At 73.8% G+C, this 25,493-nt stretch carries 18 protein-coding genes and 5 tRNA genes; 13 read left to right on the top strand and 10 right to left on the bottom strand.

Annotated features, from left to right (window positions below; genetic code table 11):
* The first annotated feature begins 72 nt into the window (after positions 1–72).
* Complete coding sequence (locus tag O7612_RS09630; protein ID WP_282272370.1) at positions 73–2,547, top strand: non-reducing end alpha-L-arabinofuranosidase family hydrolase; 2,475 nt, start codon at positions 73–75, stop codon at positions 2,545–2,547.
* A 66-nt stretch (positions 2,548–2,613) separates the two neighbouring features.
* On the opposite strand, the gene O7612_RS09635 is transcribed toward O7612_RS09630, so the two are convergent.
* The 3 genes from O7612_RS09635 to bioB are packed head-to-tail and all read right to left on the bottom strand — an operon-like array spanning position 2,614 to position 4,369.
* Positions 2,614–3,120 (bottom strand): GNAT family protein, encoded by a 507-nt coding sequence (locus O7612_RS09635; RefSeq protein ID WP_282272372.1) that lies wholly within the window; start codon positions 3,118–3,120, stop codon positions 2,614–2,616.
* A gap of 3 nt (positions 3,121–3,123) precedes the next feature.
* Positions 3,124–3,366, bottom strand: coding sequence for a hypothetical protein (locus O7612_RS09640; protein ID WP_282273859.1), 243 nt, complete (start codon positions 3,364–3,366; stop codon positions 3,124–3,126).
* Between the two features lie 7 nt (positions 3,367–3,373).
* On the bottom strand, positions 3,374–4,369 hold the full coding sequence (gene bioB, locus O7612_RS09645; RefSeq protein ID WP_282272374.1) for a biotin synthase BioB: 996 nt from the start codon (positions 4,367–4,369) through the stop codon (positions 3,374–3,376).
* Between the two features lie 457 nt (positions 4,370–4,826).
* Between bioB and O7612_RS09650 the strand changes: the two genes are divergently transcribed.
* Positions 4,827–5,987, top strand: a complete 1,161-nt coding sequence (locus tag O7612_RS09650; protein WP_282272376.1) for an 8-amino-7-oxononanoate synthase — start codon at positions 4,827–4,829, stop codon at positions 5,985–5,987.
* 76 nt (positions 5,988–6,063) lie between these two features.
* Complete coding sequence (bioD, locus tag O7612_RS09655; RefSeq protein ID WP_282273860.1) at positions 6,064–6,768, top strand: dethiobiotin synthase; 705 nt, start codon at positions 6,064–6,066, stop codon at positions 6,766–6,768.
* A gap of 33 nt (positions 6,769–6,801) precedes the next feature.
* Here bioD and O7612_RS09660 read toward each other — a convergent pair whose 3' ends face one another.
* From O7612_RS09660 to O7612_RS09670, 3 genes are all read right to left on the bottom strand, one after another.
* The gene (locus O7612_RS09660) at positions 6,802–8,313 is read right to left on the bottom strand and encodes a SulP family inorganic anion transporter (RefSeq protein WP_282272378.1); all 1,512 of its coding nucleotides are present in this window, start codon (positions 8,311–8,313) and stop codon (positions 6,802–6,804) included.
* A gap of 814 nt (positions 8,314–9,127) precedes the next feature.
* Positions 9,128–10,294 (bottom strand): cytochrome P450, encoded by a 1,167-nt coding sequence (locus O7612_RS09665; RefSeq protein WP_282272380.1) that lies wholly within the window; start codon positions 10,292–10,294, stop codon positions 9,128–9,130.
* 9 nt (positions 10,295–10,303) lie between these two features.
* The gene (locus O7612_RS09670) at positions 10,304–10,972 is read right to left on the bottom strand and encodes a 50S ribosomal protein L11 methyltransferase (RefSeq protein WP_282272382.1); all 669 of its coding nucleotides are present in this window, start codon (positions 10,970–10,972) and stop codon (positions 10,304–10,306) included.
* 194 nt (positions 10,973–11,166) lie between these two features.
* Here O7612_RS09670 and O7612_RS09675 point away from each other — a divergent pair, with 194 nt between their 5' ends.
* On the top strand, positions 11,167–12,036 hold the full coding sequence (locus O7612_RS09675; protein ID WP_282272384.1) for a hypothetical protein: 870 nt from the start codon (positions 11,167–11,169) through the stop codon (positions 12,034–12,036).
* 49 nt (positions 12,037–12,085) lie between these two features.
* Here the strand turns inward: O7612_RS09675 and O7612_RS09680 are convergent, their stop codons facing one another.
* Entirely contained in the window at positions 12,086–15,010 is a 2,925-nt protein-coding gene (locus tag O7612_RS09680) for a M36 family metallopeptidase (RefSeq protein WP_282272387.1), read from the bottom strand.
* Positions 15,011–15,129: 119 nt separating this feature from the next.
* On the bottom strand, positions 15,130–15,729 hold the full coding sequence (locus O7612_RS09685) for a TetR/AcrR family transcriptional regulator (protein WP_282272389.1): 600 nt from the start codon (positions 15,727–15,729) through the stop codon (positions 15,130–15,132).
* A gap of 289 nt (positions 15,730–16,018) precedes the next feature.
* Here O7612_RS09685 and O7612_RS09690 point away from each other — a divergent pair.
* The 7 genes from O7612_RS09690 to O7612_RS09720 all read left to right on the top strand — a co-directional run bounded on the left by O7612_RS09690 (position 16,019) and on the right by O7612_RS09720 (position 20,720).
* Positions 16,019–16,091 (top strand) — tRNA-Gly (locus tag O7612_RS09690).
* Positions 16,092–16,126: 35 nt separating this feature from the next.
* A tRNA-Cys gene (locus O7612_RS09695) sits at positions 16,127–16,197 on the top strand.
* A 13-nt stretch (positions 16,198–16,210) separates the two neighbouring features.
* Positions 16,211–16,282: transfer RNA gene (locus O7612_RS09700), tRNA-Val, on the top strand.
* 228 nt (positions 16,283–16,510) lie between these two features.
* On the top strand, positions 16,511–18,943 hold the full coding sequence (locus O7612_RS09705; RefSeq protein ID WP_282272391.1) for a tetratricopeptide repeat protein: 2,433 nt from the start codon (positions 16,511–16,513) through the stop codon (positions 18,941–18,943).
* Positions 18,944–19,238: 295 nt separating this feature from the next.
* On the top strand, positions 19,239–20,417 hold the full coding sequence (locus O7612_RS09710; RefSeq protein ID WP_282272393.1) for a hypothetical protein: 1,179 nt from the start codon (positions 19,239–19,241) through the stop codon (positions 20,415–20,417).
* Between the two features lie 146 nt (positions 20,418–20,563).
* Positions 20,564–20,636, top strand: a tRNA-Gly gene (locus O7612_RS09715).
* Positions 20,637–20,645: 9 nt separating this feature from the next.
* Positions 20,646–20,720, top strand: a tRNA-Val gene (locus tag O7612_RS09720).
* A 62-nt stretch (positions 20,721–20,782) separates the two neighbouring features.
* On the opposite strand, the gene O7612_RS09725 is transcribed toward O7612_RS09720, so the two are convergent.
* Positions 20,783–21,373 (bottom strand): hypothetical protein, encoded by a 591-nt coding sequence (locus O7612_RS09725; protein ID WP_282272395.1) that lies wholly within the window; start codon positions 21,371–21,373, stop codon positions 20,783–20,785.
* A gap of 1,233 nt (positions 21,374–22,606) precedes the next feature.
* Here O7612_RS09725 and O7612_RS09730 point away from each other — a divergent pair.
* Entirely contained in the window at positions 22,607–23,611 is a 1,005-nt protein-coding gene (locus tag O7612_RS09730; protein WP_282272397.1) for an NAD-dependent epimerase/dehydratase family protein, read from the top strand.
* 29 nt (positions 23,612–23,640) lie between these two features.
* Here the strand turns inward: O7612_RS09730 and O7612_RS09735 are convergent, their stop codons facing one another.
* Positions 23,641–24,615: a nitroreductase gene (locus tag O7612_RS09735; RefSeq protein ID WP_282272399.1), complete on the bottom strand. Its 975-nt coding sequence runs from the start codon at positions 24,613–24,615 to the stop codon at positions 23,641–23,643.
* Positions 24,616–24,852: 237 nt separating this feature from the next.
* On the opposite strand from O7612_RS09735, the gene O7612_RS09740 reads away from it, so the two are divergent.
* On the top strand, positions 24,853–25,491 hold the full coding sequence (locus O7612_RS09740) for a response regulator transcription factor (RefSeq protein ID WP_091251953.1): 639 nt from the start codon (positions 24,853–24,855) through the stop codon (positions 25,489–25,491).
* The last annotated feature ends 2 nt before the right edge of the window (positions 25,492–25,493 follow it).

Below are 25,493 nucleotides of genomic sequence, written 5' to 3' on the forward strand. Positions count from 1 at the left end.
CTAGATTTAACACCGAAGACGCCCGGCTGCCCCGTCCCGACGGCCCGGGTGTTGGCCAGCAAGGAGGCCACGATGGCAACGAGTCCATCCGTTCCCCACGGCGTGAGCCGGCGACGGCGACCACCCGCCGTCCGGGCGCTGCTCGCCGGCGCGGTCAGTGTCGTGACGGTGGCAGCCGTCGCGGTGATGATGCCGTCGGCGAACGCCGCCGCGACCACGCTGGGCGCGGCCGCCGCGCAGTCGGGCCGGTACTTCGGCACGGCGATCGCGGCCGGCCGGCTCGGCGACTCGACGTACAACACGATCGCCGGCCGCGAGTTCAACATGATCACGGCCGAGAACGAGATGAAGCCGGACGCGACACAGCCCCAGCGGGGCCAGTTCAACTTCAACTCCGGTGACCAGATCTACAACTGGGCGACCCAGCGCGGCCTGAAGGTCCGGGGGCACACCCTGGCCTGGCACGCGCAGCAGCCCGACTGGATGAAGAACCTCAGCGGCAGCACCCTGCGCCAGGCGATGATCGACCACATCAACGGCGTGATGGGCCACTACCGGGGCAAGCTCGCCGCCTGGGACGTGGTGAACGAGGCGTTCGAGGAGAACGGCAGCCGTCGTCAGTCGAACCTCCAGGGCACCGGCAACGACTGGATCGAGGTGGCGTTCCGCACCGCGCGGGCCGCCGACCCGTCGGTGAAGCTCTGCTACAACGACTACAACATCGAGAACTGGTCGTACGGCAAGACGCAGGGCGTCTACCGCATGATCCAGGACTTCAAGTCCCGGGGCGTGCCGATCGACTGCGTCGGTCTGCAGACCCACTTCACCGGCGGCAGCTCGCTGCCGAGCAACTTCCAGACCACGCTGTCCAGCTTCGCCGCCCTCGGGGTGGACGTGGCGCTGACCGAGGTCGACGTCACGAACTCCTCGACCACCCAGTACGCCGGGCTGACCCAGGCGTGCCTGAACGTGCCGCGCTGCATCGGCATCACGGTGTGGGGCGTGCGCGACAGCGACTCCTGGCGCTCCAACGAGAACCCGCTGCTGTTCGACGGCGGCGGCAACAAGAAGGCCGCGTACAACTCGGTCCTCAACGCGCTCAACGCGGCCCCGCCGACCTCCGGGCCGACCACGGGCCCGCCCACCACGCCGCCGCCCACCACGACCCCGCCGCCGAGCGGCGGTGCCGGCCGGATCGTCGGCGTGCAGTCGAACCGGTGCATCGACGTGCCGAACTCCACCCAGACCAACGGCACCCGGGTGCAGCTCTACGACTGCCACGGCCAGACCAACCAGCAGTGGACGTACACCAGCGGCAAGCAGTTGCGGGTCTACGGCACCAAGTGCCTGGACGCGAACGGCGCGGGCACCGCCAACGGCACCGGGATCATCATCTGGGACTGCAACAGCGGGGCCAACCAGCAGTGGAACGTCAACGCCAACGGCACCATCAGCGGCGTGCAGTCCGGCCGCTGCCTGGACGTCTGGGGCACCGGCAACGGCCAGCAGGTCCAGCTCTACGACTGCCACGGGCAGACCAACCAGCAGTGGCGCACCGACTTCGGTGGCAGCAACCCGCCCACCACCGCGCCGCCGACCACCCCGCCGCCGACGACCACGCCGCCCCCGGGCGGGGGCTGCGCGCTCCCGTCGACCTACCGGTGGTCGTCAACCGGCGCGCTGACCAGCCCGAAGAACGGCTGGGTCTCGCTGAAGGACTTCACCAACGTCGTCTACAACGGCAAGCACCTGGTCTACGGCTCGTACGTCAACAGCAGCGGCCAGTACAGCTCGATGAACTTCGGCACGTTCACCAACTGGTCGGACATGGCCTCGGCCAGCCAGAACGGCATGAGCCAGGGCACCGTCGCGCCCACCCTGCTGTACTTCGCCCCGAAGAACATCTGGGTGCTGGCATACCAGTGGGGACCGACCTCGTTCAGCTACAAGACGTCGAGCGACCCGACCAACGCCAACGGCTGGTCCTCGGCGCAGACGCTGTCCACCGCCACCCTCCCGGACGCCCCGTACGGGGTGATCGACCAGACCCTCATCGGCGACGACCAGAACATGTACCTGTTCTTCGCCGGGGACAACGGCAAGATCTACCGGTCGAGCATGCCGATCGGGAACTTCCCGGGCAGCTTCGGTTCGAGCTACACGACGATCATGACCGACTCGACCAACAACCTGTTCGAGGGCGTCGAGGTCTACAAGGTGCAGGGCCAGAACCAGTACCTGATGATCGTCGAGGCGATCGGAAGCCAGGGGCAACGCTACTTCCGGTCGTTCACGTCCAGCAGCCTGGGCGGCTCGTGGACCCCGCAGGCCACCAGCGAGAGCAACCCGTTCGCCGGCAAGGCCAACAGCGGCGCCACCTGGACCAACGACATCAGCCACGGTGACCTGGTCCGCACCAACCCCGACCAGACCAAGACCGTCGACGCCTGCAACCTGCAACTGCTCTACCAGGGCAAGGACCCGAACGCGAACACCGACTACAACCTGCTGCCGTGGCGGCCGGGGGTCCTGACCCTCCAGCGCTGACGCAGATCCGTCCGTACCGCACCGGGGCGTGCCCGGCACCGTCAGGTGCCGGGCACGCCCGTCGGTTCAGTCGGTCAGGTCCTCGGCGAGCAGGTCCATCAGTAGCGCGTCGTGCCAGCGCCCGTCCGCGCCCCGCTCGTAGCGGCGCATGATGCCCACCGGACGGAACCCCGCCTTCGCGTACGCCCGGATCGCCGCGGTGTTCGCCGCCGCCGGGTCGATGGTGAACCGGTGGTGGCCGTACTCGTCGACCAGGTGCCGGACCAGGGTGCGGATCGCGTCCCCGCCCAGCCCGTGGCCGCGGACCGCCGGGTCGAGGAAGACGTCCAGGCTGGCGTGGCGGTAGTCCGGGTCGGTCTCGGCGTACCACTGGATCGCCCCGACCAGCCGGCCCGCGTGCTCGATCACGTAGACCGTCAGCTCGTCGTCGGCCAGGTCGGCCCGCACCGACGCGGCCAGGTCGTCGTCGCCGCGCCACCAGCGGCGCACCTCGGGGGTGGCCCGGATCGCGGCGAGGGCCGGCACGTCGGCACCGGTCATCGGGCGCAGCGTCACCGTCCGACCGCGCAGCACGCGTCAGCCCCGCCGCTCGCCGTGCTCGACGCAGACCGCCGACCAGCCGACCGGCAGCACCTGCACCGTCATCCGTCGTCGGCAGTGCCCGCAGTAGCGCGGGGGCTCCAGCACCCGGGCCGCCGCGCACCCGGGGTGCGGGCCCGCCGTGGCGTCCGCACCACAGCGGTCGCACCAGGTCGCGGCCGGCGTCGGCACGGCGGGTGCGGTGGTACGGCCGTCGGCGGTCGGGGCCGGGTCGGTCATCATCGCCTCACAGGGTGGCGGAGAGCGCCTTGACGGGCATCTTCAGCTCGTCGAGCAGCTTCAGGTCGTCGGTCGCGGGCCGGCCCAGCGTGGTCAGGTAGTTGCCGACGATCACCGCGTTGATCCCGCCGAGCAGACCGTCCCGGGTGCCCAGGTCGCCGAGGGTGATCTCCCGGCCGCCCGCGTACCGCAGGATGGTGCGCGGCATGGCCAGCCGGAACGCGGCGATGGCCCGCAGCGCGTCGCGCCCCTCCACCACCGGCCGGTCGCCGAGCGGGGTGCCCGGCCGCGGGTTGAGGAAGTTCAGCGGCACCTCGTGCGGGTCGAGCTGGGCGAGCTGGGCGGCGAACTCGGCGCGCTGCTCCACCGTCTCGCCGAGGCCGAGGATGCCGCCGCAGCAGACCTCCATGCCGGACTCGCGGACCATCCGTAGGGTCTCCCAGCGCTCCTCCCAGGAGTGCGTGGTGACCACGTTCGGGAAGTACGAGCGGCAGGTCTCCAGGTTGTGGTTGTAGCGGTGCACGCCCATCTCGACCAGGTCGTCGACCTGCTCCTGGCTGAGCATGCCCAGCGACGCCGCGACCTGGATGTCGACCGCCGCCCGGATCGCGGCGACCCCCTCGCGCATCTGCTTCATCAGCCGGTCGTCCGGGCCGCGCACGGCGGCCACGATGCAGAACTCGGTCGCCCCGGTCGCCGCCGTCTGCTTCGCCGCCTCGACCAGCGAGGGGATGTCCAGCCAGACCGAGCGGACCGGCGAGGTGAACAGCCCGGACTGCGAGCAGAAGTGGCAGTCCTCCGGGCAGCCCCCGGTCTTGAGCGAGACGATCCCCTCGACCTCGACCTCCGGGCCGCACCACCGCATCCGTACCTCGTGGGCGAGTTGGAGGGCGGCGGAGACGTGCTCGTCGGGCAGGGTCAGCACCGCGAGGACACCGGCCTGGTCGAGGCCGACGCCGTCGCCCAGCACCTGGGTCCGGGCCTGGTCGAGGATCTCTGGCATGGCTCGTACCCTACAAGGCCGGTGCGGGCCGGGAAACGCCCGCGCGCCCGGGCCGGTGGACATCCCGGCGACGGTCCGGCGACAGCCCTCCGGCGGTGCGGCGACAGCCCTCCGGCGGTCCGGTGGCGGCCTCCCGACGGTCGGGTGGCGGCCCTCCGGCGGTCCGGTCGCCGACTCGGGCGATCGTCGACGGCCGCTCCGGTCGCCGGCTCCCCGGCGGCGGTGCGCCGAGCCCGCGCCACGCCGGTGCCCGCCCGGCGGGTGGTAATTTCGCCGACGGCGGCAACGTCGCCGCCCGCCGACGACCCGCGCCGGGCGAGGGACGGAACGGGCCGTCCGGGCGGTGGACCGTACGGGTCTGCCGGACGGTGGACGGTCCGGGCCGGCGCGGGCGGTCGTCCGACGGTCGCCCCCCGGCCGGTCGGGCAGCACGAGTGGTGGACGGAGGCGATGAACGGTGGCGGACTGGCTGGCGGCCCTGGACCGTCGCGCCGGGCTGCGGGCGAAGGCGGGGCTCACCCGCACCCTGCGCCCCCGCGCCGCCGGTGACCCGACGGTCGACCTGGCCGGCAACGACTACCTGGGCCTGGCCACCCACCCGGAGGTGGTCGCCGCCGCCGGCCGGGCCCTGTCCGGGTACGGACTGGGCGCCACCGGTTCCCGGCTGGTCCGGGGCTCCACCGACGTCCACCACGCGCTGGAGGACGAGCTGGCCGACTGGCTGGGCGTCGAACGGGCGCTGGTCTTCTCCTCCGGCTACCTGGCCAACCTGGCCGCCGTCCGGGGCCTGGTCGCACCGCGTACCCTGCTCGTCTCCGACGCCCACAACCACGCCTCGCTGATCGACGGCTGCCGGATCTCCGGCGCGGAGACGGTGGTCACCGCGCACGCCGACGTCGACGCGGTGGCCGCCGCGCTCGCCGCCGCGCCGGGGCGTCCGGCGGTGGTGGTCACCGAGTCGGTCTTCTCCGTCGACGGTGACCTCGCCCCGCTGGCCCGGCTGCACGCCGTCGCCCGGCGGCACGGGGCGCTGCTGCTGGTCGACGACGCGCACGCGCTCGGCGTCACCGGCCCGGCCGGCGGCGGCGCGGTGGCCGCCGCCGGGCTCGCCGGTGCGCCGGACGTGGTGGTCACCGCCACCCTGTCCAAGGCGCTCGGCGGTGCCGGGGGAGTGGTCGCCGCCCCCGCCGAGTTCGTCCGGCACCTGGTGGAGACCGGACGGACCTTCATCTTCGACACCGCACCGCCGCCCGCGGTCGCCGCCGGGGTACGGGCCGCCGTGGCACTCGCCCGCAGCGCCGACGACCTGCGCGCCGAGCTGGCCGACCGGGCCCGGTACGCGGTACGCCGCCTCGGCGCGGCCGGGCTGACCGTCTCCGCCCCCGACGCGGCGGTGGTGTCGGTGACCGTGCCCGGCCCGGAGGCCGCCACCGCCTGGGCGGCCGACTGCCGGGAGCGGGGGGTCGCCGTCGGCTGCTTCCGCCCACCGTCCACCCCGGACCACCGCTCCCGGCTACGGCTCACCCTCTCCACCGGCGTCACCCGGGCGGATTTCGAACACGCCGTGGAAACCATCGTGGAGTGCGCCCCGCAGTCGCGAGCCGAGGGGGTCTCGTGAGCGTGAGGAGTGAGCCGGTTTTGCGAGCCCCGCAGTCGCGAACCGAGGGGGTCCCGTGAGTGGGTGGAAGGGTGCGGTGCTGGTCACCGGGACCGACACCGAGGTCGGCAAGACGGTGGTGACGGCGGCGATCACGGCTGCCGCGCAGGCGGCCGGCCTGCGGGTCGCGGTGGTCAAGCCGGGCCAGTCGGGGACGGCCACCGGCGAGCCGGGCGACGTGGACGCGGTGACCCGGCTGGCCGCCCCGCTGACCGGTCGTACCCTGGCCAGCTACCCCGACCCGCTGGCTCCGCTGGCCGCCGCCCGGGTGGCAGAGCTGGAGCCGTTGGAGCTGTACACGGCCGTCGACGCGATCCGCGCGGAGGTCGACAAGCACGACCTGGTGCTCGTCGAGGGGGCCGGTGGGCTGCTGGTGCCGATGGGGCTGCGTCCGTCGGGCGAGGCGTGGACCGTCGCCGACCTGGCGGTGTCGCTGGGCGCTCCGGCGGTGGTGGTGTCCCGGGCCGGGCTGGGCACCCTCAACCACACCGCGCTCACCCTGGAGGCCCTGGAGCGCCGGGCCGTGCCCGCCGGGGTGGTGATCGGCGCGTGGCCGGCGGAGCCGCAGCTGGTGCACTGGGCGAACCTGACGGAGCTGGTGCCGAACCTGCTCGGCGCGCTGCCGGCCGGGGCGGGGGCGATGGACCCGGGGGTGTTCCGCCGGTCCGCCCCGGGCTGGCTCACCCCCGACCTGTACGGGGTGCTCGACGACTGGCGTACCTGGGCCGAGGACGCCGGCTGAGCGTCGCACCGCCGTGGGCCGCGAGGTACCTGCTCACTCGGTGGCGGGGACCGGGCGGGGCCGGTCGTCCTCGGCCGGACGGGGCGCGACGACCTGCACCTGGCCGCCGGCGGAGCGGTTGTGCGCCTCGATCCAGGTGTCCAGCGCGGTGCCGCAGGCGTGGTCGAGGTGCCGCAGGCCGTGCAGGTCGAGCCGGATGATCCGCTCGGCGGGCAGCGCGTGCAGCGTGTTGAGGATGGTGGGCAGCCGTAGGAAGGTGGCGTTGCCGACGATGGCGACGTCGATCGGCCCGGTGCCACCGTCGCCGTCGTCCACGGTGACCCGGACATGCGACGTCTCCCAGGCGGTCTTGGCCACCGCCAGACCGAGGCCGACCAGCACGCCGGTGAACATGTCGGTGGTGACGATCGCGGTGGCCGTCACCACCAGCACCACCGCCTCGCCCCGGTGTTCCCGCCACAGGCCGGGCAGCGTCCGCACCGGGAGCAGCTTGCACCCGGCGTGCACCAGCACCGCGGCCAGCGCCGGCAGGGGGATCAGCCCGACCAGGCCGGGTACGGCGGCGACGAAGACCAGGAGCCACAGCCCGTGCAGCACCCGGGATGCCTTGGTCTTCGCGCCGGCGTGCACGTTGGCGGAACTGCGCACGATGACGGCGGTCATCGGCAGCGCGCCGAGCAGGCCGCACACGGTGTTGCCGGTGCCCTGGGCGACGAGTTCCCGGTCGAAGTCGGTGCGCGGTCCCTGGTGCAGCCGGTCGACCGCCGCCGCGCTGAACAGACTCTCCGCAGAGGCGACCAGGGCGAAGGTGGCGATGGTGGCCAGCACCCCGAGGTCGGCGAGCTGGCTCGGATGCCCGAGCGACGGTTGGATGGCCGCGAGCAGCCCGGACACCTCGATGGTGTCGACCGGTAGGTCCAGTACGATGCTCGCCCCCGCCGCCGCGACCACGGCGACCAGCGCGCCGGGCACGGTCCGCAGCTTTCCGGGTACGACGTTCCAGATCAGCATCACCGCGATCGTGGCGGTACCCAGGACGAGCGACAGCCGGGCGGTTTCGGAGCCGGTCAGGTCACCGACCAGCGCCGGCAGGCCGGCGAACGCGGTGAGGCCGACCGGTGCGGTGTCGGCGCCGGCGAGGATGTGCAGTTGCCCGGCGATGAGCAGCAGCCCGATGCCGGCGAGCATGCCGTGCACCACGGCCACCGAGATGGCCCGGAACCACCGGCCGAGCCGGAGCAAACCCAGGACGATCTGGATCAGCCCGGCGATCAGCACGATGGTGCCGAGGCCGGCCAGGCCGTAGCGGTCCACGGCCTCGGCCACCAGCACGGTCAGGCCGGCTGCCGGGCCGCTGACCTGCATGCTGCTGCCGGGCATCATGCCCACGACCACCCCGCCGACGACACCGGTGACCAGGCCGAGTTCGACGGGGACGCCGGAGGCGACGGCGATGCCGACGCAGAGCGGCAGTGCGACGAGGAAGACCACGAGTGAGGCGGGTAGGTCGGCGCGCAGGGCACGCCGGGTGTCAGTGGAGAGCACGATTCACATCCAGGAGGCTGGCAGCGGTCAACGGGTCGCCACCTCGCCGTCGCTCACCGACCGGCGGAACGACGGGCTGGGCGGCGGTCTGTTGCGGACCGGCGACGAGGGTCGTCGCCGGATCGGCCGGACGTCGCGCGACGGCGACGGGCATGGTGGAGCGGACCGCCACCGGTCAGCAGCGCAGCACGCTCACCCTCAGCGGTGTGGCGTCGGCGGTGTCGGGGGCCGCACGCTGGTCCGTGGCCCGCTGCCACCGGTGGACGGTGCCCCGCACACCGGGGCATTCCTGCCCGATCGGGTCACGTCGTTCCGTCGACGACTGCCCGCGCCCCGCCCGCCCGACTGCCGTTCCGATCTCCCCTCCGGTCCGACCCGCTCCGGCGCCGTCCGAGGCGGCCGGGCCGGTCGATAGATACTGATATCCATCGATGTCTGATACTACCGGCCTTTTCTCACTGAGACGAGCGTATAGACGATCCAGAATACAGCGGAGGGTCACGGGGGGAATACTCAACCGGCTCGACGGGGTGGGCCCGGCGAGGGTGAGTTGCCCGGCGGCAGGGGCGGGGAGCTGCGGTTCGCCACCGCGGACGACCGCCAACGGCCACAGCAGGACGATGCTGAGCAGCGGGACGAGGATGACCGGCGTGCGCTGCACCCTCACCCCCCGGCCCGACAGGCGGACGCGCGACCACGCGTCGACACTGGGCTCAACCCGTCGCCAGGAGGCCGGGTTACGCCCGTACGCCGTGCGGCGGTGTGCCGGTGGGTGCCCCGGCGTCGTGCCGGTGCCTCTGGTCGGGTCGGCGGGTCACCCGCGGCGGCGCACCACGAAGGCGTCGGGCATCCGGAAGGTGAGGTTGTCCGGGCACCACGGTGGACGGACCACCGTCACCGCGTCCAGCAGCGGCACCGCCTCGGCGACCACCACCGCCGCCTCCAGCCGGGCCAGTTGCGCGCCGACACAGCGGTGCGCCCCCGCCCCGAAGGCCAGGTGCCGGCGCGACCCGCGCTGCCCGGGGACGAACCCGGCCGGGTCGGCCACCACCGCCGGGTCGCGGCCGGCACGGGCCAGCCACAGCAGCGCCGAGCTGCCCGCCGGCACCGGTGTGCCGCCCAGCGTGGTGTCGGTGGCGGCCATCCGTCGCCAGGTGACGATCGGCGGTTCCAGCCGCAGGCCCTCCTCCACCACGTCGGTGACGGCGACGGTGCCGGCCCGCAACCCGGCGCGTACCCCGGGTTCGCCGGTGAGCCGGTGCAGCAGCAGGGTGAGGAACTGGCTGGTGGTCTCCTGGCCGGCGACCAGCAGGAAGAACAGCGCCCCGACCACCATGTCGGGGGAGTGTCCGGCGGTGCGTAGCCGACCGGCCAGCCCGCCGCCGGTGCCGGCGAACTCCCGCAGCACCGCGTGGAACCGGCCCACCTCGGCGGCCAGCGTCTGCTGACGGTCGGCGTCCAGCGGTGCCCAGAACAGCTCCAGCGCCGCCCGGGCGAAGGCCTTCACCGCGCCCACCGGGGCGTCCGGCAGCTCGACCAGCCGGGCCAGCGCCAGCAGCGGCAGGTCGGCGGCGAGCCGGGCGTGCAGGTCGACCGGCCGACCGGCGGCCAGGTCGGCGGCGATGGCGGCCACCCGTGCCCGGACCAGGGCGGTCAGCCACGGTCGCTGGGCGGCCACCCGGGTCGGGTGCAGCGCCTCGGCGACGATCGCCCGGATCTCCGGATGGCTGGGGCCGGCGTTGTTCGCCAGCGTCGGCGGCAACCGGAACCGGTGTCCGGTGAGCACCCGCAACGCGGCCACCGGAATCGGGGTCACCGCGTCCAGGGCGTTGTCCGGTCGCCAGGTCACCGGGTCGGCGAGCACCCGCCGGACCAGCGCGTGCCGGGTCACCACCAGGTGGGTGCCACCGACCCGGTCCACGACCGTGGCCACGTCCGGCCAGGGTCCGTCGTCGGACGCCTCCCACCCCCGGAACAGCACCCGGACACGCTAGCGGGCGGCCCCCGGCGGGGCGGGATCCAGCTCCCAGACCGTGGTGCGCTTCACCCGTACGCTCTCCAGCGCCACCGGCACCGGCACGTCGTAGGCGGCCAGCTCGCGGAAGCGTTCCCGGGGCAGGAACGCCCGGCCCGGGTCACCGACCAGCACCCGGGCACCGGACCGGGCGGCCCGCAGCAGGAAGCGCAGCACCCGCCGGGCCATCGCCTCGCTGTAGAAGACGTCCCCGGCGAGCAGCACCTCGGCGTCCCCGGCGTCGGCGTCGAGGACGTCGGCCAGCTCGGCGTCGACGCGTACCCCGTTGGCCTCGGCGTTGAGGGCGACGGCGGCGACGGCCCGCTCGTCGATCTCCACCGCCCGGACGGCCGCCGCGCCGGCCTTCGCGGCGGCGATCGCGACCAGGCCGGAGCCGGACGCGAGGTCGAGCACCCGGCGGCCGGCGACCGCCTCCGGATGGTCGCTGACGTAGCGGGCCAGCCCCTGCCCGCCGGCCCAGGCGAAGGCCCAGAACGGCGGCGGCTGGGCGCTGCGGAACTCGCCCTCGGTCAGTTCCCACAGGCCGATCGGCTCGTCGGCCTGGTGCAACCGCACCTCGGGGACGAAGGCGACCGGGGTGAGCCGGGCGTGCAGCCGGACGAAGGCCGCGGAGAGTTCGGACACCCGCCCAGGATGTCAGTCGCCCGCCGGTCGGCCGGCACCCCCTCGCCACCCGCGGACGGGTGCTTCACCACACCGGTTCCCGGCGTGTCGTGGAGAGGGCGTGACCGGTTCACCACTGTCGGTGTTAACCCGCCCCGCACTTGCCGATCGGCGCGAACACGCCCGTCTACCGGCTTCCCCATCCTCCTCATAACGTGGCGAGTGGACAAGACCGACGGGAGGACGAGGCGGTGGTGATGGTGTGGCGGAACGCGCTACGGGTCGGGGCGGTGCTGGCCTGCCTCACGGGGACAGGACTCGCCGGGCCGGCACCGGCCTCGGCGGCGGACCGCTTCGCCACCGAACTGAGCGGCCTGCCGGACAGGTTCACCGCCGGTGACCAGGTGCGAACGGTCTCGGCGGTGGTCTCCCGCAAGGGCAACGGCGGGTGTGTGAAGGTCCGCTGGTCGATGGTGCTCTCGGTGCAGGGGCTGCGACTGGACCAGGTCAAGATGGACCGGGTGGAGGAGACCGGGTCGTTCCCGCTGGAGATCCGGACCGAGGGGGCGGTGGCCCGGCTGACCGACCGGCAGCTCGACCCGGGCACCCTCTGCCCGGACCGCACCGTGACCGCCACCTACCGGGTGGCCTTCGCCGAGGACGTCACCCGCGGCCGGATCACCATGGCCGCCGAGGCGTACGACCCGAACCTGCGGCTGCTCGCCCGGCAGAGCGCCACCCGGCAGGTCGTCGGCACCGCCCCACCGCCCACCACGGCGGCGCCCGAGCCGACCACCGCGTCGCCGGAGCCGACCGAGGAGGTGCTGGAGCCGACGGAGGAGGCCGAGCCGACCGAGGAGGCCCTCGCCGAGGTGCCGCCACCGGCTGCGGCGAACCGGTCGGCCAACCAGAGCGGCGGCTTCGGGGTGGTGCAGGCGGCCTTCCTGCTCGGCGGGCTGCTGCTCTTCCTCGGCGTCGGCCTGCTGATGCGGTTGCGGCAGCTCACCCGGACCGCGGCCGACGGGGTGGAGGGCGATGACCGTCCGGTCCGTCGACCGGTCCGTTGGACCACCGTCCGACGGTGATCGGGGGCCGCCGGGGCCGGGTGGCGCCACCACCCGGCCCCGGCGGGTTTCACTTCGCGAACACCTGGAACTCGGCGATCCGCACCTGGTCGCGCGCCGGGCTGGCGGTCGCGCAGTCGGTCCGGGTCGCCGGGTCGTCGTCCTGCTCACCGGCGTACGCCGGCCCGCCGGTGCACTGGCTGGCCAGCACCTCCAGCCGGACGTGGGTGGCCACGGTGCTGGGCACCCGGAACGACCGCAGGATGATGTCCCGGCTGTAGGCCCGGTACCTCCCGCCCGGGAACGCGTCGTCGGCGCTGGTGTAGATCCGGGTCCAGCGGGTCGGGTCGGCGCAGTCGGTGGTGGTCGCGTTGCACGCCGACACCGCGAACGACCGCAGCGCGCTCAGCGCGTTCTGCGCGCCGGGGTCGACGTCGCCGGTGACCGCCGGGCGGAGCATCGCGCTGACGTTGACCCGTTGCACCGGCTGCGGTGCGGTGCCGGGCAGGGCCACGGTGACCTGCCGGCCGGCCACCCCGGTCAGCGACGCCCAGTTGGTGGCCTCGGTGTCGTCGCCGATCCGGTCGAGGTTCACCCCGTCGCCGGTGATGACCGCCCCGGAGGCGGTGGACGCCAGGTTGCGGCTCATCCGCAGGTCGACGTACCCCTGCTGGCCCGCCTTCGCGACCACCTCGAGGCGTTGGTGGCCGAAGCCGGGGGCGACCGCCAGCACCTGGTACGTCCCGGCGACGGCCTCGAAGGTGGCCGGCAGCGGGGTGGCCGGGTCGGTGTCGGCGACCGGGGTGGCCCGCGCCTCGTAGTCGCCGACGTAGAGCCGGACCGGGGCGTCCGTGCTGTCGCCCCGGGGGCGCAGGGTCAGCGTGGCGTTGCCCCCGGCCGGGCTGGCGAAGCTGGGCGTGGGGTCGGTGTCGGCGGCGCCGAGGGTGGCGGCGTCCCGGCCCATCCCGGAGCGGGCGAACTCGGCCCAGATCAGCTCCTGGTTGGCCCCGCCGAAGCGCAGCCGGTCGGCGGTGAGCAGGTTGTCCCGCATGTCCAGCATGCTGACCTGGCTGGCCGCCTGGAGCAGGAACGAGTCGAAGACCAGTTGCACCCAGCGCCGGTTACCCGGGCAGTTGTCGGCGGCCACCCGGCCCTGGGCGCAGTCGAGCTGCCGCTGCGGGGTGCCCAGGCCGTACTTCTTGACCAGGGCGGCGCGGATCCGGAAGTTGGTCGCGCCCCAGATCTCCCCGTCGGCGTGCACCGCCGGACCGCCGGTGTTGTAGCCGACGTCGGAGTAGTTGAGCGGGCTGCGGCTCAGGTCGTAGTTGCGGATGCCGCTGACCAGGTTGCCGGTGACGTAACCGCCGGTGACGAAGGGCGTCTCACCGGGGGCGCGCAGGCCGTGCTCGTACAGGTACTCGGCGGCGAGCAGGTCGCTCCACGACTCGCCCATCGCCCCGCCCTGGTGGCCGCCGATCCCGCTGTCCGGGCCGGCGATCATCCGGTTGGTGATCGCGTGGGTGTACTCGTGGCCGATCACCGTCATGTCGTAGTCGCCGTCGACGCACGGCGGGTACGGCCCACCGGCCTGCGGCTGCCACAGGTACATGTTGGTGCTCGGCGGCAGCCCGTCGCGCGGGGTGGACTGGTTGGCGTTGTTCCGGTTGCCGCTCAGCGCGCCCTGCTGGGCCCGTCCCTGCTCGGCGTCGCCGCCCAGCCCGGCGCCGCTGACGTTGACCGCCTGGAGGTTCCAGGTGGCCTCGGTGAAGCCGAGGTGCCAGGCCCAGTCGTGCATCCGGTTGTGCATGGCGAACAGGTTGGCGGTGGCGGCGTCGGCGTCGTTGCGCTGGGCGGAGGTGAACACCGCCGGGTTGCAGCGGGACTGGTGCCACTGGTCGGTGAACGGGTACTCGTACCGCCGGTCCGGGCGGTCGGGGGCGTTGACCATGGGGCTGCCCGCCCCCCAGGAGACCACCGTGTTGGCGGAGTTGCCCCGGGTGGTGCCGCTGGGCGCTCCGGTGGCGAGGTCGACGTCCCAGGGCTGCCCGCCCGCCGGGTCGCGGAAGGCGGCGGCGCAGTCGGGTGCCGGGCTGGCGCACCAGCGGACCCGGGGGTCCTGCCCCGGGGCGAGGTCCTGCGGCGGGGTGGCCGGGTAGACCGCCCAGCTCGGGTTGTCGGAGTCGAAGTCGACCAGGTCCTCGCGGACCAGCACCTGCCCGGTGATCCCGTCGACGTAGGTGGTGAAGGCGGCCGGGTGGTCGCTGTCCCGGCCGATCAGGGTCACCTCGTACGCGGCGCGGTTGCCGTCGACCGGGGTGGGCACGGCGACCTGCCGCACCCGGTGGCTGGCCACCCCGGCGGCGTCCAGGCCGGCGTCGGCGAGGGCGGCGGCGTACGCCTGCTCGGCGGTGCGGGTGGCCGGGGCGGGGGCCGAGGCGTCCCGGGACAGCGAGGAGCTGACCGAGAGCACGGTGCCGTCGGCGACCGCCACGGTCACCAGGCCGTCGTGGCCGGCGGGCAGGTCCCCGAAGCGCTGCCGCAGGGTGACCACCGCTCCGTCGCCGATCCGCCGTACCAGCACCCGGTCCAGCGCGGTCACCGCGTCGGTGTCCAGCCCGAACAGGTCCCGCTGCGCGGTGAGGTAGCGCCGGGCGGCGGCCTCCGGGTCGGTCGGCAGGCCGGTGGCGAGCCGGGCGGGGCCGAGGGCGTGCGGGGTGCCGAAGCGGTTCCACCGGACCGGGGCGTCGGCTGCCCGGGCCAGGCCGCGCTGCCGGGCGTCGGGGGTGGCGGTGCCGGTGCGGTTGTCGACGTCGGCGGCCTGGTGGTGGTCGTCGGCGAACGAGCCGGAGCGGCCCGGGGCCGGGGTGCCGCCCGGCGCGGCCGTGGCGGTGCCCCCGCCGGGCAGTAGGGCGGCGACCACGGCGGTGGTCGCCAATACGGGAACGAGCCGGCGTCGCAGCCGGCTCGTTCGGGGTGTCCACTCCGGTCTGGGCACGAAACCTCCTTGTGGGAGCGGGACCGGCGCGACGCCGGCCCGAGGCAGGCGTGGGTACGCATGCGCATACGTGGATACCAGGCCGGCTCGACGGAGGCAATGGCCGCGGGGCGCTCGACTCAGACGAGCTGCACGGGGTCGAGGCCCAGTTCCCGGGCGGTGACCAGCCGGATCCACTCACCGAACTGCCGTCGGGAGATGACCCGTTGGTGGACGGCGAGCTGGACGGCGAGCCCGTCCATCACCGCGTTGATCCGCCAGGCTGCCCCGGCCGGGTCGGCGCAGTCGAAGGTCCCCTCGGCCACCCCGGCCGAGATGACCGCCGCCAGGTCCTGCCGCCAGCGCAGGTCGAGCCGACGGCAGACCTTCTCCAGTTCCGGGGTGCGCAGCGACTCGGCCCAGCCGTCGATCCACATCGTCCAGGGGCGGCCGGTCGGGGTGTAGAGGCGCAGGATGCGCCGGAGCTTGGTCAGCGGCGGGGTGGCGGAGCGGAGCACCGCGTCGAGCCGGGCCAGCTCCTGCTCGACGGCGTACGCGAAGGCCTGGGCGAGCAGCCGTTCCTTGGTGGCGAAGTGGTAGAAGACCAGTGCCTGGCTGACTCCGGCGGCGGCGGCCACGTCGGCGGTGCGGGTGTTGGCGAGTCCACGCTCGACGATCACGTCACACGCGGTGCGCAGCAGGGAATCCAGGCGGACATCGGCGGCGGCACGTCTCGTCACGCCGCTACGGTAACCTATCCGTGCGAGCACAGGGAGTTACCGAGCCGCCCGATCGGGCAGGTCGGAGTCGGAAGCCGGACAGCACGCCGTCGGCGCGTCGGGGACATCCACCGCGGCCTGGGCGGACGGGCGCGACCCGAGCCAGCGACCCAACCTCCTAGGATGCTCTACGGGTGGTGGCGGCGCGCACCCGCGCGTCGGCCGGACGCGCCGTCGGGCGGCCCGAGTTGGCATCGGTCCGACCGCTCGGCTAGAGTTTCCATCCGTCACCGGGTGAGCCCGGGGGCACGCGGACGTAGCGCAGCTGGTAGCGCATCACCTTGCCAAGGTGAGGGTCGCGGGTTCGAATCCCGTCGTCCGCTCGGAGCTGCCGCCACGTATTGACGGGGGCAACCTCGGTGGGGTGGCCGAGAGGCGAGGCAACGGCCTGCAAAGCCGTGTACGCGGGTTCAAATCCCGTCCCCACCTCGGTAACAAGCACGGGCGATTGGCGCAGTGGGAGCGCGCTTCCTTGACACGGAAGAGGTCACTGGTTCAAACCCAGTATCGCCCACACGGTCAGCAGGGCCATCTTCCACTTTCGGAAGGTGGCCCTGCTGCTTTCCCCGATCCACCCCGTCACCGCCCGGGCCTCGCCGCCGCTGTCGTGACCGGGGAGCCGGAACCCCGCCCGTACGTGCGCACCCTCCCGGCTGATGGGAGGTGATCGCTCCGTGTCGATGCGATGCCTATCCTGGCTCCGGTTCTGCCGAGGGACGTCGCGACGGCGGGTGGGTGTGCAGTGGGGGAGACCGGTCGGGACGCGCTGCGCGCGTTCGCCGAGGAGTTGCGGCGACTACGGCAGCTCGCCGGCGGCCCGTCGCTGAACACGCTGGTGGCGGTCGCCGCCCGCCGGGGCAGGCCGCTGGCCCGTTCCACCCTCAGTGACAAGCTCAACGCCAAGTCGCTTCCCGACCGGGACTTCGTCGCCGACTTCCTGGGGGCCTGTGTCGCGTACGCCGAACAGACCGGCATCCGGCTGCCCGCCGGGCTGGCCGACCCGGCCCGGTGGGAGGCGGCGTACTGGCGGATGCTGGGAGCGGCGGACGCGGCGCGGGCCGAGGACCGGCTCGCCGCCGCCCGCGCCGAGCGGGGCCGGCCGGAAGACACCGGGTCCGTGCCACCGGCCGCCGGGCCGGGCGGGCGGATTCCGTTCGTGCCCCGGCAGCTACCGGCGGCGGTACGGCACTTCACCGGCCGGTCCGCGCCGCTGGCCGCCCTCACCGCACTGCTCACCGAGCCGCCCGGTCCGCCGGGCACCGTGCCCGTCTCGACCATCGTCGGTACGGCCGGGGTGGGCAAGACCGCCCTCGCCGTGTACTGGGCACACCAGGTCGCCGACCGGTTCCCGGACGGCCATCTCCACGTCGACCTGCGCGGGTACGACCCCGAGTCGCCCGCGCTGAGCCCGGCCGAGGCGGTGGCCGGGTTCCTGGAGGCGCTCGCGGTGCCCCCGGAGCGCATCCCGGCGGCGCTGGCGGCGCAGGCCGCGCTGTACCGGAGCCTGCTCGCCGACCGGCGGATGCTGGTGCTGCTGGACAACGCCCGCGACGCCGACCAGGTGCGTCCGCTACTGCCCAGCTCACCGGGCTGCCTGGTGCTGGTGACCAGCCGAAACCACCTGCCGGGGCTGGTGGCCGCCGAGGGTGCCCGCCCGCTGCCGCTGGGCCTGCTGTCCCCGGCGGAGGGGCGCGAGCTGCTGTCCCGCCGGCTGGGCGGGGACCGGGTGGCGGCGGAGCCGGAGGCGGTGGACCGGATCGTCGCCGCGGCGGCCGGGCTGCCGCTGGCGTTGGCCATCGTGGCCGCCCGGGCCGCCACCTACCCGGAGTTCGGCCTCGCCCGGCTGGCCGCCGAGCTGACCGCCACCCGGGGCGCTCTCGACGCCTTCAGCAGTGGGGAGGCCAACGTCGACGTGCGGGCGGTGCTGTCCTGGTCGTACCGGGGGCTGGAACCGGTGGCGGCCGACCTGTTCCGGGTGCTCGGGACGCACCCCGGCCCCGATGTGTCCGTCGCGGCGGCGGCCAGCCTCCTGGCCGTGTCCACCGCCGAGGTGCGTCGGCCGTTGGCGGTGCTGAACCGGGCGAACCTGCTCACCGAACACGCCCCCGGCCGGTACGTCCTGCACGACCTGCTGCGCGCGTACGCTGTCGAGCTGGCGACGGCCACCGACTCCGCCAGGCCCCGGGACGCGGCGCTGCGCCGGCTGCTCGACCACTACCTGCACACCGCCTACGCCGCCGCTCTGCTGCTGCACAAGCACCGCGACGACATCGCGCTGCCGGCGGCGTCCCCCGGCACGGCGGCGGTCGTACCGGCCGACCGGGACGAGGCGTGGGCGTGGCTCGCCGCCGAACACCGGGCGCTGCTGGCCGCCGTCGACCTGGCCGCCGAGCACGGGTTGCCAACCCACGCCTGGCAGTTGGCGTGGAGCGTCAACACCTACCTCGACCGGGTGGGCGCCTGGCAGGACCAGTCCCATGCCCAGCAGGTGGCGCTGCGGGCGGCCACGGCGGCGGGGGACCGGGACGGTCAGGCCCGCGCCCACCGCAACCGGGCCGTCGCCTGCCTGCGGCTGGGTGGGTACGACCAGGCCCGTGACCACCTGGAGCGTTCCCTGCGGTTGTACGCCGAACTCGGCGACGGGGTCGGCGGCGGGCGCACCGAGCTGAACCTCGGCATCCTCGCGGAACGCCAGGGCGACCACCGGCGTGCCCTCGACCACGCGCAACGGGCGCACCGCCTGTTCGCCGCCGCCGGTCACGCGCAGGGGCAGGCCAACGCGCTCAACAACATCGGCTGGTACCACATCCAGCTCGGCGACCACGCCCGCGCGCTGGACTACTGCGGGCGGGCGCTGGCGCAGCAACAGCGGACCGGCAACCGGTACTGGGAGGCGCACGCCTGGGACAGCCTCGGCTTCGCCCACCACCAGCTCGGCCGGCACCGCGACGCCCTCGACTGCTACCGGCACGCGCTCGCGCTGTGGCGGGAGACCGGCGAGCGGTACTACGAGTCGGTCACCCTGATGCACCTCGGCGACAGCCACCGGGCCGCCGCCGACGACGCTGCCGCCCGGGCCGCCTGGCGACAGGCCCTCGACGTGCTCGACCGGCTCGGCCACCCGGACGCCGCCCAGCTCCGGCAGCGGCTCGGCGAGACGCGACCTGCCCCGTAACGGTGCTCCGCATTCTCCTGTCCGGCGAATTCCCGGACGCCCGGAAAGGGCCGGAGATAATTGTGGCAGGTAGCGCGGTCGTGCCGGGCGCTCCTTCCGGGAAACCTCCGGAAGGGATATGTCAGACCCTGATGTGGCCAGGCAAAACGTGCCTAGATGCACTCTTGTAGTGCTCGGGTCAACGGATTTTGGAGCACTTCACTGATGGTTTAGAAATTCACCAACGCCGTTGTCTGGATGACTGTCGGGCGATGAATCTGGAGGCGATGGTTTCCCGTCCACCGAAAGGACAACCGTGATCCCCAACAGAATCGGACGCCGCCGCGTGGTGGCCACCGGCATGGCGCTGGCGCTGGTCGCCACCGCGGTCGGTGTGCCACGCGTACCGGCGGCGCAGGCCGCGCCACCCCGAGCGACGGCACAGGCGGCGACGTCACAGGTCGTGGGCTTCACCGTCGGTCGGGACGGTCGCTTCTACCTGGCGTCCGCCACCGGAGTCACCCCGTTCGGCAGCACGGTGGTCGCCCCGCCCAATGCCGACGTCAGCGCCGTCCGGCAGCCCGACGGCAACGCCGCCGTGTTCACCGTCGGCACCCAGGGCGGACTGGTCGCCGCCGTGACCAGCTCCGCGACCTCCACCGTCTCCGTCTATCGCGACGGGGCGAGCAACCTCGCCACCCCCGGAACCCGGTTGACCGCGTTCACCGCCCCCGACGGTTACGTGTACGTCTTCTTCGTCGGTGTCGACGGCGCGGTCTACGGCACCTCGTACAACCGGGTGGTGCGCCCCGGGACCGGGCCGCAGCGCCTCTCGGCGACCGGTGTCGCCCCGCCGGGCGCGGTGCTCGCCGGGTCGTGGCGGTCCGGCGGGCCGGGTGCGTTCTTCGTCGGCTCCGACGGCGGGCTGCGCCATCTCGGCCGGACCAACGGCAGTTGGCAGACGTCGTCCATCGGCCCGTCCGGTGTCGCGGCGGCCGGCAGCGGGGTGGCGGCGCTGACCGACGGCGACGTGCAGGCGTACTACGCCGGACTGGACGGCCGGCTCTGGCAGGTGACCCCGGCAGGCGGCGGCCTGCCCGACCCGTGGAACCGGGTGGCCGTGTCCGCGACCGGCGTGGTGCCGGTCGGTGCCCGGCTGACCGTGACCCGTCCCGCCAACGGCCCGACCGGCGTGTTCTTCGCGGACGCCGCCGGTGCCGTGCGGATCGTGACCAACCTGGCCGGCGGGTGGCAGGACTCCGTCACCACCGGCCCCGGTGTGGCCAGCCCGGGGGGACCGATCTCGGCGCTCACCTCCGGGGACTACTTCTTCGTGGGTTGGTGGGGTAACGGCCTGTGGTGGTGGCTGTTCTGGTGGTGGCGTCGTCCGCCGCCTCCGCCACCCCCGCCGCCACTGCTGGGCGAGACGTTGCCGATCACGCTCGGCTACCCGATCCAGTACGGGGCGAACGTCTCGTTGATCCTGTACCGCTAGACGGGCCGACCCGGCACCGCTGAGGCGGCCTGACCGGCCGGGGCGGGGCGCGTTCCACCCGCGTCCCGCTTCGGGGTGGGGCCGCCGGACGGGCGATCTTGCCATCGGGTAGAGTTCGGGGCGTCGCCGGGGAAACCGGGCGGCACGCGGACGTAGCGCAGCTGGTAGCGCATCACCTTGCCAAGGTGAGGGTCGCGGGTTCGAATCCCGTCGTCCGCTCTCGACCACGGGCGATTGGCGCAGTGGGAGCGCGCTTCCTTGACACGGAAGAGGTCACTGGTTCAAACCCAGTATCGCCCACCAGAGCATCACGAAGGCCCCGGCTCACTGAGCCGGGGCCTTCGTCGTGACGGTGCGGGTGTGGGTCAGCTGTTCCAGTGCTGGGTGACGAGGTCGGCGGCCTGCTGTTCCCACTGGGCGTAGTGGTCGGGGTAGGCGGAGACCTGGACGGTCTGGGCGGCCTTGGTCAGGGGCATGTCCTGCCAGCCGTCGACCTGCTTGAGGCCCTTGAGGAACGCGGTGGTGGCGTATTCGGGGTCGGTGATCTGTTCGACGGTGCCCCAGCCGGAGGAGGGGCGCTGTTGGAACAGGCCCTGGGAGTCGTGGTCGTTGCGGTCGCCGAGGTGGCCGAGGTTGTTCAGCTTGGATTCCTGGAGGGCGGTGGCGAGGGAGATGACGGCGGCGCGTTCGTCCATGCCGGTCTTCTTGGTGGCGGCGATGATGGCCTTGACGTTGCCGGTCTGCTCGTCGTCGAGGTCGATGCGGGACTGCTCGCCCTGCACCCCGTGCGGGATCAGCTTGCTCGTGTCCACGGCCGGCTTGTCGGCCTGCACCACGGCCACGGGCCGGGTGTCGACGGTGGGGGTGTCGGTGAGGTGCAGCGGGCCGGCGGCGATGCCTCCGGCGAAGGCGAGACCGGCGATACCGAGGATGCTCTTCCGCAGGATGGTGGTCATGGTGGTTGCTCCTTCGGGGGGAGACGCCCTGCCGGGTGGTGTCCGTCCGGGGCGACGGGCGTGGCGGGGCGTTGGCACCACGTAGGGGCGCTCACGAGAACGAGGCGGAGAAGACCAGGGTTCCCGGCGGGGCTTGCCGTGGGGTGCGGTAGCCGCTCGGGCCGGGCGGGGTGCGGTCGTGCAGGGGGTGTAACGACGGGCGGTGGCCGGTCATTCCGCCGGGGGCGGGTGCCGGACGCCGGGGGTGTCGCTGCCGCGGTCGTACAGAGGGTGTAACGACCGTGGGTGCCGGGTCATTCCGTCGGCGGTCGCCGGCTCGATCCGGGTAGCGGGGCTGCCGCTGCGCCCGTCCGCGGGTGTAACGCATCGGGGTGGGCCCGGATTCCGGCATGCGGGTCCGCGCCGTCACCCGTGTCCGTTTCCAGCTCACCGGATCCGGTCGACTCCGCGCAGAGCCTGCCCGGGTGTCTGGCCCTCCGCGCCTGGGCGTCTGGCCCTCCGCGCCTGGGCGTCTGGCCCTCCGCGCCTGGGCCTCTGATCCTCCGCGCCTGGGCCTCTGATCCTCCGCGCGGCGTCGTCAGGCCGTCCGCGCCTGGTGTCTGATCGTCCGTGTCCGGCGTCTGATGTCCGTGTCCGGCGGCAAGCTTCCGCGTCCGGGCGGCGGCGCCCCACCTCAGAGACCGTCGGACTCGCCGCTGGTGGCTGCATGGCCGTTGTGGTCGTTGTTTCGCAGAGAGCTTCATGCCTGTGTGTCATGAATATGCCCGACAGTCATACAGGTATCCGAGAAATCGCCCACTCTCCGGAACACCTGCCCGGTGGCCCGGTGGCCCGGTGGTCCGGTGGCGGGTGCCCGGTGGTCGGGGCCGGGTGTCGGGTGGCCCGGTGCCCGGTGCCCGGTGTCGGGTGCCCGGTGTCGGGTGTCGGGTGTCCGGTGTCCGGTGGCCCGGTGGCGGGTGTGCACGGTGGTCCGGTGTCGGGTGTTCCGGTGGCGGGTGGGCGCGGTGGTCGGGTGGTGGGTGGGCGCGGTGGTCCGGTGGCGCGGTGGTCCGGTGGTGGGTGGGCGCGGTGGTCCGGTGGCGCGGTGGTCGGGTGGCGCGGTGGTCCGGTGGCGCGGTGGTCCGCTGGTCCGGTGGGTCAGTGGCCGGAGGGGACGTGAGTTCTGCCGATGGCAGATCCGCTGCCGGTGAACAGGGTGCCCCTTGGACGTTCCGCGCCGGCAGGGTGGGACGCATGAGAATGCTGATGCTGGGTGGCACGGGTTTCGTCGGTTCCGCCATCGTGGCCGAAGGGGTACGCCGGGGTTGGACGGTGACCATGTTCAACCGGGGGATACACGGGTCGACCCCGCTGGGCGTACACCGGTTGCGGGGTGACCGGACCGCGCCGGACGGGTTGGCCGCGCTGGCCGGCGGCGACTGGGACCTGGTGGTCGACACCTGGGACGGTATGCCCCGCGCGGTGCGCGACGCCGCCCGGGCACTGCGCGCCGCCGGGCGCTACGCCTACGTCTCCAGCTGCTCCGTCTACGCCCCGCCGGTGCCGGCCGGGGCGGCGGAGGAGACGCCGCTGGTGGAGGCGGCGTCCGATGACCCCGGCGACGACGACTACGCCCGGTGCAAGGCGGGCGGCGAGCGGGCCGTGACGGAGGTGTTCGGCGAGCGTGCGCTGCTGCTGCGGGCCGGGTTGATCCTGGGGCCGGGCGAGGACGTCGGCCGGTTGCCCTGGTGGCTGCGTCGGGTGGCCCGGGGTGGCGACGTCCTCGTCCCCGGCCCGGCCGACCTGCCTGTGCAGTACGTCGACGTCCGTGACCTGGCGACCTTCGCCCTGGACCGGGCCGCCGAGGGCGTCGGCGGCGCGTTCAACGTGGTCAGCCGTCCGGGGCACAGCACCATGGGTGAGCTGCTGACCGAGGTGGTGGCGACGACCGGGTCCGACGCCCGGCTGTGCTGGACCGACCCGGAGCCGATCCTCGCCGCCGGCGTGGAACCCTGGAACGACCTGCCGGTCTGGATTCCCCCGGGTCACGAGTACCGGTGGTTGCAGGAACTCGGCGTCGACAGGGCGTACGCGGCCGGGCTGACCTGTCGCCCGGTGGCCGGGACGGTCGGCGACACCTGGCGCTGGCTGAGCCGGGTGGGCGCGGTGCCACCGCGCGCCGGGCGGCCGGTGCGGGTGCCGGTCGGCCTGGACCCGGCACGCGAGACCGCCCTGCTCGCCGCCACCCGGCCGACCTGATCCACCGGTTCCCGCCGGGCCGGCACGGTCTAGCCGGGTGCCACCGCCACGTCCAGCACCTCGTCCACGCTGCGCCTCGGGGTGACGGCCCCCGGCTGGCCGTACCCGATCCGCATCACCATCTGCGGGGTGCCGAACCGGCCCAGCGACAGCCGCAGCGCTTCCCGCGCCCCCGACACCTCGATCGGCTGCGACAGCATCGACACCGCCAGCCCCGCGTCGGTCGCGGTCAGCAGTACCCGCTGCAAGGCCTGTCCGGCGAGCACCTGGTCGACGACCGTGTTGCCGGCCGCGCCGAGCACCGCCACCAGGGGTTCCGGCTCGAAGTCGCGGCCGGGGGCGCGGTTCAGGCCGCCGAAGCCGCGCGACGGCAGCAGGTCCTGCGGCTCGGTCTGCGGGCCGCCGGCCCGCGCCGGCACCCCGTCGGGGGCGGGCTCGGTGCGTACCCAGGCGGCGCGTTCGGCCCGGTAGGCGGGATCGCGTTCGAGCACCCGGTGGGCGCTGCGGGCGATCTCGGCGAAGGCGTTGACGGCACTCACCCCGATCACCAGTTCCAGCCAGCACTGTTCGGCGCGGGCCGCCTCGCCGAGCCGCCAGCGGGCGTCGGCGGGCACCGGGTCGGGCCAGAACGGCGCCCGGTTGCTGAACCGGCGCGGGACGGCCGCGTACAGGCTCTGCTCGGTCGGGGTGGGGCGACGGGGCAGTTCCGGGACGAGCCGGGCGAGCACGTCCGGGTCGGCCGGGTACGGCCGCAGCCGGACGGTCGCCGGGGTGCCCGCCACGGCCAGGGAGAGCCGCAGGTTGAACAGGGCGGCCCCGCCGGCGATCCGGGTTCCCCAGCCGCTCGGGTCGGTGGCCGGCAACCGGCGGGTCGGGTCGACGCAGAGTTCGATCCCGCCGTCGCGCAGCCGGAACCGCCACGGCTGGGTGTTGTGCAGGGAGGGGGCGCGGACGGCGTCCGCAGCGGCGGCCCGTAGCTGCGCCTCGGTGTACCCGGTGCCCATGGTCGTGCTCCTTCCGTGACGCTTCGTGCCGCTCCACCCCGAGCGGGGAACGCGTCGCCCCGGCCGGCCGACGCCGACCCGGTTCCCGGTGGTGGTTCCCCTCCACGGTCGGTCACCCGGGGGTGGGCCGGGCAGGGCCGGACGTCCCGACCCGCCGGGCCGCCCTTCCCGTACGACGTGCCGGGTTAGGGACCTTCGGCCCGTGCACGGGCCGGTCCGGGCGGGTAGAAACGAGGGATGATCCGGGTGTTCCTTCTCGACGACCACGAAGTCGTCCGCCGTGGCCTGGCCGACCTGTTGCAGAGCAGCGGCGACATCGAGGTGGTCGGCGAGTCCGGCTCCGCCCAGGAGGCGGCCCGGCGGATTCCCGCCCTCCGGCCCGACGTGGCGATCCTCGACGCCCGGCTGCCCGACGGCAACGGCATCGACGTGTGCCGGGACGTCCGGGCGGTGGACTCGTCGATCAAGGGGCTGATCCTCACCTCGTACGAGGACGACGAGGCGCTGTTCGCCGCGATCATGGCGGGCGCGGCGGGGTACGTGCTCAAGCAGATCCGGGGCACCGACCTGGTCGACGCGGTGCGCCGGGTCGCGGCCGGGCAGTCGCTGCTCGACCCGGCCATCACCACCCGGGTGCTGGAACGCATCCGTAGCGGCGTCGAGCAGCCCCGTGAGTTGAAGTCCCTCACCGAACAGGAGCGGCGCATCCTGGAGTACGTGGCCGAGGGGCTGACCAACCGGGAGATCGCCGGCAAGATGTTCCTGGCGGAGAAGACGGTGAAGAACTACGTCTCCAGCGTGCTGGCCAAGCTGGGTCTGGAACGCCGCACCCAGGCCGCGGTGCTCGCCACCCGCCTGCTCGGTCAACGCCACTGACC

It is taken from the genome of Micromonospora sp. WMMD987 (assembly GCF_029581435.1).
In the GTDB taxonomy this organism is placed as follows: domain Bacteria; phylum Actinomycetota; class Actinomycetes; order Mycobacteriales; family Micromonosporaceae; genus Micromonospora; species Micromonospora rifamycinica.

What these genes read in the sequence shown, in the direction of transcription:
- O7612_RS09725 (WP_282272395.1), bottom strand. Translation starts at nt 21,373, where the DNA reads ATGACCACCATCCTGCGGAAGAGCATCCTCGGTATCGCCGGTCTCGCC.
- O7612_RS09730 (WP_282272397.1), top strand. Translation starts at nt 22,607, where the DNA reads ATGAGAATGCTGATGCTGGGTGGCACGGGTTTCGTCGGTTCCGCCATC.
- O7612_RS09640 (WP_282273859.1), bottom strand. Translation starts at nt 3,366, where the DNA reads ATGACCGACCCGGCCCCGACCGCCGACGGCCGTACCACCGCACCCGCC.
- O7612_RS09740 (WP_091251953.1), top strand. Translation starts at nt 24,853, where the DNA reads ATGATCCGGGTGTTCCTTCTCGACGACCACGAAGTCGTCCGCCGTGGC.
- O7612_RS09630 (WP_282272370.1), top strand. Translation starts at nt 73, where the DNA reads ATGGCAACGAGTCCATCCGTTCCCCACGGCGTGAGCCGGCGACGGCGA.
- bioB (WP_282272374.1), bottom strand. Translation starts at nt 4,369, where the DNA reads ATGCCAGAGATCCTCGACCAGGCCCGGACCCAGGTGCTGGGCGACGGC.
- O7612_RS09735 (WP_282272399.1), bottom strand. Translation starts at nt 24,615, where the DNA reads ATGGGCACCGGGTACACCGAGGCGCAGCTACGGGCCGCCGCTGCGGAC.